General features: G+C 71.7%; 14 protein-coding genes. 8 read left to right on the top strand and 6 right to left on the bottom strand.

What is annotated here, in order from left to right:
- Positions 1-20 precede the first annotated feature (20 nt).
- The 5 genes from pilM to G6G98_RS09760 are packed head-to-tail and all read left to right on the top strand — an operon-like array spanning position 21 to position 4,782.
- Positions 21-1,037 (top strand): type IV pilus biogenesis protein PilM, encoded by a 1,017-nt coding sequence (gene pilM / locus G6G98_RS09780; protein WP_084788122.1) that lies wholly within the window; start codon positions 21-23, stop codon positions 1,035-1,037.
- Positions 1,037-1,699, top strand: a complete 663-nt coding sequence (locus tag G6G98_RS09775; RefSeq protein ID WP_067347667.1) for a hypothetical protein — start codon at positions 1,037-1,039, stop codon at positions 1,697-1,699. Before pilM ends, G6G98_RS09775 begins: the two co-directional genes overlap by 1 nt.
- On the top strand, positions 1,699-2,409 hold the full coding sequence (locus tag G6G98_RS09770; protein ID WP_067347664.1) for a hypothetical protein: 711 nt from the start codon (positions 1,699-1,701) through the stop codon (positions 2,407-2,409). Before G6G98_RS09775 ends, G6G98_RS09770 begins: the two co-directional genes overlap by 1 nt.
- A 1-nt stretch (position 2,410) precedes the next feature.
- Positions 2,411-3,547: a type IV pilus twitching motility protein PilT gene (locus tag G6G98_RS09765; protein WP_084788121.1), complete on the top strand. Its 1,137-nt coding sequence runs from the start codon at positions 2,411-2,413 to the stop codon at positions 3,545-3,547.
- The gene (locus G6G98_RS09760) at positions 3,547-4,782 is read left to right on the top strand and encodes a type II secretion system F family protein (protein ID WP_067347661.1); all 1,236 of its coding nucleotides are present in this window, start codon (positions 3,547-3,549) and stop codon (positions 4,780-4,782) included. Before G6G98_RS09765 ends, G6G98_RS09760 begins: the two co-directional genes overlap by 1 nt.
- Positions 4,783-4,788: 6 nt before the next feature.
- Here G6G98_RS09760 and G6G98_RS09755 read toward each other — a convergent pair whose 3' ends face one another.
- From G6G98_RS09755 to G6G98_RS09745, 3 genes are all read right to left on the bottom strand, one after another.
- Entirely contained in the window at positions 4,789-6,456 is a 1,668-nt protein-coding gene (locus tag G6G98_RS09755) for a GspE/PulE family protein (RefSeq protein WP_067347659.1), read from the bottom strand.
- Between the two features lie 100 nt (positions 6,457-6,556).
- Positions 6,557-7,693, bottom strand: coding sequence for a sensor histidine kinase (locus tag G6G98_RS09750; protein WP_067347656.1), 1,137 nt, complete (start codon positions 7,691-7,693; stop codon positions 6,557-6,559).
- Entirely contained in the window at positions 7,693-8,412 is a 720-nt protein-coding gene (locus G6G98_RS09745; protein ID WP_067347653.1) for a response regulator transcription factor, read from the bottom strand. The genes G6G98_RS09750 and G6G98_RS09745 overlap by 1 nt, the downstream gene beginning before the upstream one ends.
- Before the next feature lie 121 nt (positions 8,413-8,533).
- Between G6G98_RS09745 and G6G98_RS09740 the strand changes: the two genes are divergently transcribed.
- The 3 genes from G6G98_RS09740 to G6G98_RS09730 are packed head-to-tail and all read left to right on the top strand — an operon-like array spanning position 8,534 to position 10,523.
- Positions 8,534-9,196 (top strand): glycosyltransferase family 2 protein, encoded by a 663-nt coding sequence (locus G6G98_RS09740; protein ID WP_067347650.1) that lies wholly within the window; start codon positions 8,534-8,536, stop codon positions 9,194-9,196.
- On the top strand, positions 9,193-9,858 hold the full coding sequence (locus G6G98_RS09735; protein ID WP_067347648.1) for a TIGR04282 family arsenosugar biosynthesis glycosyltransferase: 666 nt from the start codon (positions 9,193-9,195) through the stop codon (positions 9,856-9,858). Before G6G98_RS09740 ends, G6G98_RS09735 begins: the two co-directional genes overlap by 4 nt.
- A complete protein-coding gene (locus G6G98_RS09730) occupies positions 9,855-10,523 on the top strand; it encodes a class I SAM-dependent methyltransferase (protein WP_067347645.1) in 669 nt (222 codons plus the stop codon). The genes G6G98_RS09735 and G6G98_RS09730 overlap by 4 nt, the downstream gene beginning before the upstream one ends.
- Here the strand turns inward: G6G98_RS09730 and G6G98_RS09725 are convergent.
- From G6G98_RS09725 to G6G98_RS17140, 3 genes are read right to left on the bottom strand one after another with little or no spacing between them, the layout of a single operon-like run.
- Complete coding sequence (locus tag G6G98_RS09725; protein WP_067347642.1) at positions 10,485-10,709, bottom strand: hypothetical protein; 225 nt, start codon at positions 10,707-10,709, stop codon at positions 10,485-10,487. The genes G6G98_RS09730 and G6G98_RS09725 overlap by 39 nt on opposite strands.
- Entirely contained in the window at positions 10,709-11,311 is a 603-nt protein-coding gene (locus G6G98_RS17145; protein ID WP_243842080.1) for a molybdopterin-dependent oxidoreductase, read from the bottom strand. The genes G6G98_RS09725 and G6G98_RS17145 overlap by 1 nt, the downstream gene beginning before the upstream one ends.
- Positions 11,301-11,930, bottom strand: a complete 630-nt coding sequence (locus G6G98_RS17140; protein WP_243842079.1) for a hypothetical protein — start codon at positions 11,928-11,930, stop codon at positions 11,301-11,303. The genes G6G98_RS17145 and G6G98_RS17140 overlap by 11 nt, the downstream gene beginning before the upstream one ends.
- Positions 11,931-11,937: the final 7 nt, after the last annotated feature.

Genomic DNA, 11,937 nt, shown 5'->3' with positions numbered 1-11,937 from the left:
AACAGCAAGAGGGGTGTGAGATGGGAGCCAGTCACGTCGGTGTGGAGATCACCGAGGAGAGCGTGCGGGCGGTGGAGGTGACCACGGGACGGAGTCCGAAGGTGATCGCGTACGGCGAGGCGCCGCTGCCGCCGGACGCGGCGAAGGATTCCGAGGTGGTCGACGAGGGCGCCGTCGCGGCGGCGATCCGGCAGCTCTGGCAGGGCGCGCACATCAAGGCGAAGACCGCGACGCTCGGCATCGCGAGCCGCCGCGTGCTCGTGCGCGAGTACATCACCACGGCCATGCCGCCTGACGTGCTGCGCAAGGCGCTGCCGTTCCAGGTGCAGGACCTGCTGCCCGTGCCGGTGAACCAGGCCGTGCTCGACTACTACCCGACATCGCAGAGCGGGGACCGGCTGCACGGGCTGCTGGTCGCGGCCGTCGCCGACACCGTCGAGCAGATGATCGCCGCCTTCACGCGGAGCAGGATCCGGGTGACCGGCGTCGACCTCACGGCGTTCGGGCTCGCGCGGGCCGCGCGCACCGCGGCGCCCGAGGGCACCGCCGCGATCGTCAGCGTCGGAGACCACACGACCCAGGTCGTCATCATGCGCGACGGCATCCCCGTCTTCGTCCGCATCCTTCCCGCCGACCTGGACACGGCGGCCGTCCGCCGGCGCAACGTCGTCGCCTCCGACGAGTACCTGTCAGGCGACGTCGCCGACGACCTCTCAGGCACCGCCGGGATCATCCCCCGTGGCGCCCTCCGCGGCGACGTCGGCAACAAACCGGTGGCCGACCTCATCGCCCGCCTCCGCGGCACGATCGCCTTCTACCTGGAGCGCCCCGGGGCCACGCCCGTGTCGCAGGTGCTGCTGACCGGAGCCGGAGCGATGGTCGAGGGGGTGCAGAGCGGACTCGAGGAGCGAGGCGAGTACCCGGTCCGCCTGCTCGCACTGGCGGATGCGGTGGCGGTGCGGGATGCCCCGCCGACGGGTGAGCTCGCCCTGAACCTCGTCGGCACCGCCGGCCTGGCGATCGGGAGGGACAGCTGATGGCCCGCGCAGCAGCGGTCGCATCCACCGCGATGCCCCGCGTCAACCTCCTCCCGCCCTCCGAGGTCGCCCGCCGCGAGCGGGAGCGTCTCGGCAGGGGCTGGACCTGGATCGTCATCGCCGCCGTCATCGTCTCGCTCCTGATGATCGGGGCCACCTGGGTCTGGAACCAGGTCGCCCAGCAGCAGCTGGCCGCCGAGCAGGCACGGACGAACACGCTGATCGCGGAGATCGGCTCGCTCTCCGACGTGAGCGGCGCGCTCGCCGCGGAGAGCGAGCTCACCGGATACCTCGCAGAGGCCATGGGATCCGACCTCACCTGGCAGGACGTCCGCCGAAAGGTGGAGTCCGTGCTCCCCGCCGACGTCTCCCTCGTCGGATTCGACCTCATCCCCGGCGCCCCGTCGACGCTCGTGCAGTCCGACGACGAGGCGGCGGGTGCGGTCGGACTCGCGGGGACCATCACGCTGGACAGCCCGAACACGATCGAGATCGCCACCATCTCCGCCGCGCTGCGGCAGGTCGACGCGATCATGCTCAGCGACGCGAACGCGATCACGGAGAGCTCGATCCAGGAGGGACGCTTCACCTACACGATCGACGTCACCTTCGACCAGAGCATCTACACGGCCCGGTTCGCCGCCGAGGAAGGGGGCGAGTGATGTCCAAGCAGCTGATCACCCTCCTCGGCGTCCTCCTCACCGTCGCTGTGCTCGCCGTCGCCGTCATGGTCGGCGTGATCCCGCTCACGGCCGGAGTGCTCGGCGCCTACGCCCAGCGTCAGCTCGTCGCCTCCACGAACGCCGACTACGAGGCGCAGATAGCGGCGCTGGAGCAGCAGGCGGAGCGCATCGGCGAGATCGAGGAGTCCGTCGCCGGCCTGCGTGCGCGGATCCCCGCCGCCGAGCAGCTCAACGAGGTGTTCGAGAGGATCGCACGGGCGGAGGAGTCGGCCGGAGTGCAGGTCGTGTCCGTCACCCGCGGCGACCTCGTCCCCTATGCCGTGCGCACCGGGACCGGAGACGACCCCGTGCCCGCGCCCGCCGCCACGCCGCCCGCCGCGGAGACGCCCGCCGCCGACGGCTCCGTGCCCGACCCGAGCGCGCCGATCGACGCCGCGCAGGGCGTCGCCGATGCCGCCGGCGGGCAGGGGGATGCCGTCGCCGCGCCGGTCGCGTCGTCCCGGAGCCAGGTGGAGCTGAGCATCGCCGTGACCGCTCTCGACATCGGCAGCGCCTTCGCGTTCATCGACGCTCTGCGGGAGGGGCCGCGGGCCATCGCGGTCGACAAGGCGGTCGTCACCGGCAGCCCCGGCGCGTTCGACGTGCAGGTCACCGCCCTCGCATTCATCCAGACCGACGGGGGAGAGTGAGATGCCCGCGACCCTCACCGAGCTGCTCCGCATCGGCGCCCGCGCCGGAGCATCCGACGTCCACATCACCGCCGAGGCGCCGCCGCTGATGCGCGTCGACGGCGACCTCGTCGGCATCCCCGGCCACCCCGACGCGCTCGGCGACACGTGGGTGCGGGACGCGGCCTTCGGACTCATGAACACCGGACAGCGGGCCGAGTTCGAACGCCATCACGAGGTCGACCTCGCGCACGCCGCCGAGGGCATCGGACGCTTCCGGGTCAACGTGTTCCGCCAGCTCGGCGCGATCGCGATGGCGCTGCGGTTCATCCCCGACCGGGTGTTCACGCTGGAGCAGCTGGGAGCCCCGGCGATCGCGCACGACCTCGCCCTGCGTGCGCGGGGTCTCGTGCTGCTCACCGGGCCGACCGGATCCGGCAAGTCGACCACCCTCACCGCCATGGTCGACATCATCAACAGCACCCGGCCCGTGCACATCGTCACCATCGAGGACCCGATCGAGTTCCACCACACCAGCCGCCGTGCGCTCATCCACCAGCGCGAGGTGGGCAGCGACACCAACTCCTTCGCCGAGGCGCTGCGCCGGGTGCTCCGGCAGGACCCGGACGTCATCCTCGTCGGAGAGCTCCGCGACCCGGAGTCGATCTCCACCGCCCTGTCCGCCGCGGAGACCGGGCACCTCGTGCTCTCCACACTGCACACGCAGGGTGCCGCCAAGGCCGTGAACCGCATCGTCGACGTGTTCCCGTCCGACCAGCAGCACCAGATCAGGGCGCAGCTGGGCGACACCCTGCAGGGAGTGATCAGCCAGACGCTGCTCCCGCGCGCGCAGACGAACGGCCGCACCATCGCCACGGAGGTGCTCATCAACACCCCGGCGGTCGCGAACCTCATCCGCGAGGGCCAGGTCGCCCAGCTCTACACGGCGATGCAGGCCGGGGCGAGCGACGGCATGCACACCCTCGACCAGGACCTGCGGCGCCTCGTCGGCGAGGGCGTCATCGCCGCGCACGTCGCACGGACGTTCGCCACCGATCCGGCATCCCTCGACGGGGTGCACGTGCGGCCGGCCGACCTGGACGCCGAGTCCTGGTCGCACTTCGCCGTCGACCAGCAGCTGAAGGAGTGGGGATCCTGATGGCGACCATGCAGGAGTGGCAGTACCAGGCGGTCAACCCCGCCACCAGCCAGAGCGTCAAGGGGACGATGGATGCCACGAGCGAGGCCGCCGTCACGGCGAAGCTCCGCGCGCAGGGGCTCATGCCCACGCACGTCGGCGTCGTCGAGAAGACGGGACTGCGGCGCGAGATCTCGATGCCGAGCCTGAGCCGCGGGGTCTCCGCGAAGACCCTCGCGATCTTCGCCAGGCAGATGGCGGCTCTCATCAACGCGGGCCTGCCGCTGATGCGCACGCTGAGCGTGCTCACCGAGCAGACCACCGACAAGAAGCTGCGCACCGTGCTCACCACCGTGTCCGTCGACGTGGAGAGCGGATCCTCGCTGTCGGCGGCGCTGGCGCGGCACCCGCTGATCTTCCCGCCGCTGATGGTCTCGATCGTCCGCGTCGGCGAGTCCGGCGGCTTCCTCGGGGCCGCGCTGAACTCGATCGCCGAGAACTACCAGAAGCAGGCCGAGCTGCACGGGAGGATCCGCTCGGCGACCACCTACCCGGCGGTCGTGCTCGTCATCGCGATCATCGGCGTGCTGGTGATGGTGACCTTCATCGTCCCCGTGTTCGAGAACATGTTCAAAGGCCTCGGCGGGGAGCTGCCGCTGCCCACGCAGATCCTCGTCACCATCTCGCACAACATGGTGTGGATCCTTCCCGTGCTCCTCGTGCTCATGGTCGTCCTCTGGGTGCTGTGGGTGCGCAACCGGTACACCGACGGCTACCGGAAGGCCGTCGACCCGATCAAGCTGCGGCTGCCCATCTTCGGCCCGCTGATCACCAAGATGGCCGTGGCGCGGTTCAGCCGGAACCTCTCGATGATGCTGGACGCCGGCGTGCCGATCATCCAGGCGCTGTCGATCGTCGGCCAGGCCTCGAACAACTGGAAGATCGAGGAGACCGTGCGCGACATCCAGGAGTCGATCCGCGGCGGACGCTCCTTCGCGGTGCCGCTGGCGAAGGCCGCGGTGTTCCCGCCGATGGTGTCGCAGATGGTCGCCGTCGGCGAGGAGTCCGGCACGCTCGCGCAGATGCTCGGCAGCATCGCCGACTTCTACGAGGACGAGGTGGAGACCGCCACCGAGCAGCTCTCCTCGCTCATCGAGCCGGTGCTCATCGTCGGCCTCGGCGTCGTCATCGGCGGCATGGTGATCTCGCTGTACCTGCCGATCTTCACCCTCTACGGAGACCTCGCCAAGCAGTGACCCGCGTCACACCGAGACGCGCAGCACCTCTTCGACCGTGGTGATGCCGTCGGCGACCTTCGCCCAGCCGTCCTCGCGCAGCGGCACCATGCCCTGCTCGAGGGCGAGGTCGAGCAGCTCGGCCCCCGTCGCCCGCGCGACGAGCCGCTGCTCGATCTCGTCGGTCACCGTCATCACCTCGTGCAGGGCGACCCGGCCGCGGTACCCCGTGCTCGAGCAGCTCGCGCAGCCGACGGCGCGGAACACCTCGGCATCCTCGATCAGTCCCTCCGGCATCCCGATGTGCCTGAGCACCTCGCGGTCGCCGTCGAACGGCTGCCGGCACTTCGTGCACAGGCGCCTGGCCAGGCGCTGGGCCACCACGGCGCTGAGCGCGGTGGCGACGAGGAAGGGCTCGGTGCCGATCTCGGTGAGCCGGGTCAGGGCGCTCGGTGCGTCGTTCGTGTGCAGGGTCGACAGCACGAGGTGGCCGGTGAGCGCCGCCTCGATCGAGATCGCGGCCGTCTCCCGGTCGCGGATCTCGCCCACGAGCACCACGTCGGGGTCGGAGCGCAGGATCGAGCGCAGCGCCGTCGCGAACGTGAGGCCGGCACGCGGGTTGACCTGCACCTGGTTGATGCCGTGGATGCGGTACTCCACCGGGTCCTCGACGGTGATGACGTTGATCTGCGGGTTCGCGACCGTGCGCAGCGCCGTGTAGAGGGTCGTCGACTTGCCGGAGCCGGTCGGCCCTGTGACCAGCACCATCCCGTGCGGGCGGGTGATGGCGCGGTGGAAGCGGTCGCGGTTCACGGTCGAGAAGCGCAGGTCCTCCATCGTCATCACCTGGCCGGTGTTGTCGAGGATGCGCATCACGATCTTCTCGCCCCACACGGTCGGCAGCGTCGCCACGCGGAGGTCGACCGAGCGCCCCTCGTGCAGCACCGAGATGCGGCCGTCCTGCGGGATGCGGCGCTCGGCGATGTCGATGGAGGACATGATCTTCAGCCGCGAGATCACCCCGTCCTGGATGGTGCGCGCGGCGCTCTGCATCTCGTGCAGCACGCCGTCGATGCGGAACCGCACGGTGAGGTGATGCTCGCCCGGCTCGATGTGGATGTCGCTGGCCCTGTCGTTGATGGCCTGGGTGATGAGCAGGTTCACGAACCGCACCACGGGGGCGTCGGCATCCTGGTCCTCGAGGTGCTCGGTGAACGTGACCTCGGAGCCGGTCGACGACTCGTCGATCTGCTCGGACAGGTCGGTGAGCTCGCCGTCGGAGCGCAGATACCGCTCGAACGCCTGGGCCAGAGCGTCCGCCGCGGCGACCACCGGCGTCACCCGCCTGTCGGTGAGCGTCGCGACGTCGTCGAGGGCGATGATGTCGTTCGGGTCGGTCATCGCGACGGTGAGCTCGTCGCGGAACACCCGCAGCGGCAGCATCCGGTACCGGCGGCAGAGGTTGCCCGGCACCAGTGCGATCACGTCGGGATCGAGCGGGTAGGTGGTCAGATCCACGTACCTGTGCCCGGTCGTGAGCGCGACGGCCTCGGCGAGCTGGGCGTCGGTGACGGCGCCCTTGCGCACCAGGTGCGGCCCCAGCTCGTTCCCCTCGCCGACCGCGGCCAGCGCCGCGGAGACGTCCTCTGCTCGTGCCGCCCCGGTGAGCACGAGCGTATGCGCAAGTCCGCGCATGGCAGCCTCGTTTCCCCTCACGGCATCCGCGTCCCCAGCGGAATGATGCCGTGGCACGATTCTAGGCCTCGAGGATGCGCGTGACCAGGCCTTTCCCGCGTCACCCCGCGATCGGCAGCCGGATGTCGAATCGTGCTCCCCGGCCGGTGTCGTGCGCGCTGATCGCGCCGGCGTGCGCTTCGACGATGCCCCGGGCGATCGCGAGACCGAGGCCGGCTCCGCTGGTCCCGAGCACGCCCGTGCCGGGGGTGCGGGCATGGGTGCCGCGCCATCCCGGTTCGAAGACGCGAGCGAGGTCCGCGTGCGGGATGCCGGCGCCGGAGTCCTGCACGGACAGCACCATCTCCTCGTCCTCGCGAGCCGTGCTGATCCGGATCGTCCCGCCCTGCGGGGTGTGCTCGATCGCGTTCGCGAGCAGGTTGACCACGACGCGGGCGAGTTCGCGAACATCCCCGACGACCGTGTGGTCGGGGCTGGTGAGCTCGATCAGAGTGACGTCCTTCGCCTCGGCGATCGGAGACAGCTCTGCGGCCGCATCGCTGACCAGGTCGTGCAGCGACAGCGTCTCCGGGCGCAGCACGAGGGTCCCGGACGTGATCTTCGACAGCTGGAAGAGGCTCTCCACGAGCTCGGTCATGTGGTCGACCTGCAGGCGCATCTGCCGGTGGAAGCGGGCGGGATCCTCGGCGAGTCCGTCGTCGAGTGCCTCGGTCATGGCGCGGAGGCCGGCGAGCGGGCTGCGCAGATCATGGGAGATCCACGCCACCAGCTCGCGCCGTGACCGGTCGAGCAGCTGCACCTCCTCCCGCGCTGCGGCGAGGCGCTCGCTGGTGGCGACGAGCTCGTCGGCGACGCGGGCGAAGTCCGCGTTCACCTGGAGGCCGCCGGTGCCCTCCAGCCTCTCGCCGTCTCCGACGGAGTGCGTCAGCTGCTGTAGGGAGCGGACGCCGCGCAGCAGCTGCGCCGCGAGCAGGGCCGCCACGAGCAGCGCGACGACGGCTGAGATCGCGGTCACGACCACGACCACGAGGAAGTCGTGCGGGGAGATGTACATCGCCTCGGCCACGGCGAGCACGCCGGCTGCCAGGGAGACCACGACCGCGAGGATCACCACGCACAGCTGCAGCAGGAGCGAGCGCCGGCGCAGGAGCCACAGGGCGACCACCCCGGCGAGGCCGACGAGAAGCGCGCAGGCCAGGGCGATGCCGGCGATGGCGACGACGTCCGCGAGAGGCATCAGCCGTCTCCGAGCTCGAGGCGGTACCCGACGCCCCAGACCGTGACGAGCACCGTGGGGTGGCCGGGATCGTCCTCGATCTTCTCGCGCAGACGCCGCATGGTCACCGTGACGGTCGACAGGTCGCCGAACTCCCAGCCCCACACGCTGCGCAGCAGCGTCGGCCGGTCGAACGTCTGCTGCGGATGCTTGAGGAGGAACGCGAACAGGTCGAACTCGCGCACGGAGAGCTCGAGCGGGATGCCGTCACGGCTGACCAGCCGCGCTGACGGGTCGAGCCGGAACGGCCCCAGTGCGAACGGGGCCTCTCTGGCGAACTCGGGCAGGCTGCGGCGGAGCACCGAGTTCACGCGGAGCACGAGCTCGCGCGGGGAGAACGGCTTCACGACATAGTCGTCTGCACCGGCCTCCAGCCCGTCGATGCGGTCGTCCTCCGAGCCGAGGGCGGTCAGCATGATGATCGGCACGGCCGACTCCGCCCGGATGCGACGGCAGACCTCGGCGCCGTCGATGCCGGGCAGCATCCGATCCAGCACGATGAGGTCCGGCGCGCTGGCCGCCGCGGCGGCCAGTCCGGAGAAGGCGTCCTCGGCGCTGTCGACCAGGTATCCGGCTGCCCGCAGGTACGTGCGGACCACCTCGCTCACCGTCGTGTCGTCCTCGATGACGAGCACGCGGCGGTCGGCGAGTCCGGGCGATTCCGCTGGCGCCTGCGTCATGCTCTCATCGTAGGTTCGAACCGTCGTCGCCGACCCCCGGATCCGGGGCCGGCCGGCATCCTTCCTTGCTTCGTAAGGAGTTAGCGTTCCCCGGGCGCCCCGCGCTTCCTACCGTCGGATCATGAGCATCCGCGTCGACGTCGTCCTGCCCTGTCTCAACGAGGCGGCGGCGCTGCCGGGCGTGCTCAGCGCCCTTCCGGAGGGCGCGCGGGCGATCGTGGTGGACAACGGCTCGACCGACGGCTCCGCCGAGATCGCGCACCGCGCCGGCGCGCTCGTCATCGACGCTCCCGTGCGCGGCTACGGGGCGGCGGTGCACGCGGGGCTCTGCGCGGCGACGGCGCCGGTGGTGGCGTTCTGCGACGCCGACGGCTCCTTCGATCTCGGCCAGCTCGACCGGGTGACCGGACCGGTGCAGCGCGGGGAGAGCGACCTCGTCTTCGGCCGTCGCCGGGTCACCCGGAGCTCGGCCTGGCCGGTGCATGCCCGCGTCGCGAACGCCGCCCTGATGGCGATGGTGCGCGAGCGCACCGGACTCGGCCTGCGAGATCTCGGGCCGTTCCGGGCGGGCCGGCGGGAGCAGCTCCTCGCCCTCGGACTGGAGGACCGCCGCAGCGGCTACCCGCTGGAGCTGCTGCTGCGGGCGTGGCGGTCGGGGCTGCGCATCAGCGAGACCGACGTCGACTACCGCCCCCGCCTGGGCAGGTCGAAGGTGACCGGCACGGTGCGCGGCACCCTCACCGCGGTCGCGGACATGCGGCGCGCGCTGCGGAGGTTCGCATGAGCGCCCCGGTCACCGTCATCGTGATGGCGAAGGAGTGCGTGCCCGGCCGGGTGAAGACCCGGCTGCATCCGCCGTTCACGCTCGAGGAGGCCGCCGGCCTCGCGGCGGCCAGCCTGGCGGACACGCTCGACGCGGTCGCCGGCACCGGCCTCCCCGCCGTGCTGTGCGTGCAGGGCGAGGTGGCGGCGCCGGCCGGGATGCGCGCCGTGCCGCAGGCGGAGGGCCCGCTGGACGAGCGGATCGCCGCGGCCGTCGACGCCTGCGCGGGGCGCGTGCTGCTGATCGGCATGGACACCCCGCAGGTCGATCCCCGGATGCTGCGCCGCATCGCCGACGAGTGGCCCGACGACGTCGACGCCTGGTTCGGCCCGGCGTCGGACGGCGGGTTCTGGCTGCTGGGCCTGGGCGATGCCCGTCCGGGCCTGCCGGGCCGGCGCGGCGACCTCGTTCGCGGCGTGCCGATGTCTCGGTCGGACACAGGGCGGGTGCAGCGCCGCCGGCTGATCGACGCCGGCCTGCGGGTCGCGGACGCACCCGCGCTCACCGACGTGGACGACCTGGCGTCGCTGCGCACGGTCGGACCGCTGCTGCCTGTGCGGAGCCGGCTGGCGCGGCTGCTGGCGGAGAGCGCCGCCCTCTCCGAGACGGGAGGTGCATCGTGAGCACGGTGCAGACCTCGCACTTCGGCGCCGGAGGCGACGCGCCGTACGACGTCGCGCTGCGCAACGGCGGCGGCACCCTGCGACTCGTCGAGCTCGGCGCCGGCGCCGGGCGCCGCGTCGAGATCGGTCGCTTCCTGGCGGCCGCGGACGCGGCCGACGAGTCGGTGATCGCGCAGCTCGACGGCTCGGTGCTGGACGTCGGCTGCGGACCGGGGCGGCTCGTGCACGCGGCGATCGTCGCCGGGCACCTCAGTCTCGGGGTGGACGTGTCCCGCACCGCGGTCGAGCACGCGCGGGAGCGCGGCCTGCCGGTGCTGCACCGCTCGGTGTTCGATCCGCTTCCCCAGGAGGGCGCCTGGCGGACGCTGCTGCTCCTCGATGGCAACATCGGCATCGGCGGGGATCCGACGCTCCTGCTCGCGCGCTGCGCGCAGCTCGTCGCGCCGGAGGGACGCATCATCGTCGAGGTCGATCCCGTGCGCACCACCGACCGCGGCTACGCGGCCACCGTGGTGGACGAGGACGGCCGCTCGAGCTCCGTGTTCCCCTGGTACGACCTCGGTGCGGAGGCGCTTCGCACCCGGCTGGACGGCACCGGGCTCGACCTCGCGGGGGAGTGGGCGGTCTCAGCGAGAGCGTTCGTCCTGCTCGTGCACCGGCGCTGAACGGCGAAGGCGGTGGCGGATCGCGCTCGCCACCGTCAGTCCGCCGTCGTGGACGACGACCACCGCCGCCAGCCAGACGGCCACGCTGAGCAGCTGCACCGGATCCTGATCGCTCACCAGCAGCCAGGCGCCCCAGCCGAGCATCAGGATGCCGCCGGCGGCCGTCGCGACCCGCGCGACCCGCATCAGAGCACCTCGATCGACGCGAGCCACTTGGTCTGCAGCACTCCCGGCCTTCCGGGGGCGATGACCCTGGCGGGGGAGCCGTGGTCGAGGTCGAGGCGCTCTCCGTTCAGACGCAGTGCGACGAGCGTCAGCGGGTCACGGGCGAACTCGGGCGGCATCGTGGTCGCGCGGAACGCGCCGCGCTGTTGGAGGCTGCGGAACCGGATCGTGGCCGCCTCGGGCGCGTCGACGAGGGCGAGCAGGTCGCGCAGCCGCACTCCGGTCCACACGGCATCCGCCGTCCACCCCTCGACGCACGCGATCGGCAGCACCTCGGTGCGCTGCGGCATGGCTTCGAGGTCGGCCGGAGCGAGGGCGATCGTGGAGTACCCCGACTGCAGGCGCAGCATCCAGCCGGGGTCGAGTGCGAGCTCTGCGACGCCGGCCTGACGGGCCGACTTGTTCACCGGCAGATCTTGCGGACTGCCGGCGCGGGCGCGCGGCGCCTTCAGGCTGAACGGGCCGACCGGTGCGACCGCATGCGCGAGCGCCGCGGCGCCGAACACCGCGGACGCCCCGCCGACACCCCACAGGAAGCGCCTGCGTGACACCTCATCGGTCATCGCGATCCTCCTCTTCCTGTGCGCTCGCCGAGACGTCGCCGTCGGCGCGCCAGGCTGCGGCGATGGCAGGCAGGTGCACGGCGATGTGCACGGCCATCGCGCCGATCAGCACCCAGGCGAGGGCGAAATGCGTGCGGCGGAAGGAGAAGTCCCACGGGTACCACTGCAGGGCGTTCAGCGCTCCCGTGACCGGCATCATCAGCGCGGTCGAGACGAGCACGGCGACGCTGATCCGCTCCAGCAGGTGCGGGATGCTGCGCACCGGGGGCCACTCGAAGAGCTTCGGGAAAACCGTCCAGAGCTTGGCGAGCAGCAGCGGGACGAGCATCGATCCGACGACGACGTGGATGCCCTGGTTCCAGGCGTACAGGTGCACCGGCCGGGTCGGCAGGCTGAGCCACGGCAGCGGGTCCTGGTGCAGGTGGCTGTACAAGCCGGTGAGGAAGCAGATCACGAAGGCGATCCCCAGCAGCCGGCCGACGACCACCGCCATCCGGGTGGTGCGCACCGGCGACCCGAGGGCGCGCTGCGCGCCCTCGGCGCGGTGCCGCAGCGCGAGCGACAGCCGCTCGGTGACCGAGGGCCGGGTGCTCCGGCCCGTGCCGGTGTCTGCGCTCATGCCCTCA

The organism is Microbacterium hydrocarbonoxydans (assembly GCF_011752045.1).
GTDB lineage: Bacteria > Actinomycetota > Actinomycetes > Actinomycetales > Microbacteriaceae > Microbacterium.
Note: the sequence above shows the minus strand (reverse complement) of the source record. Positions and strands in the feature narration are given on the sequence as shown.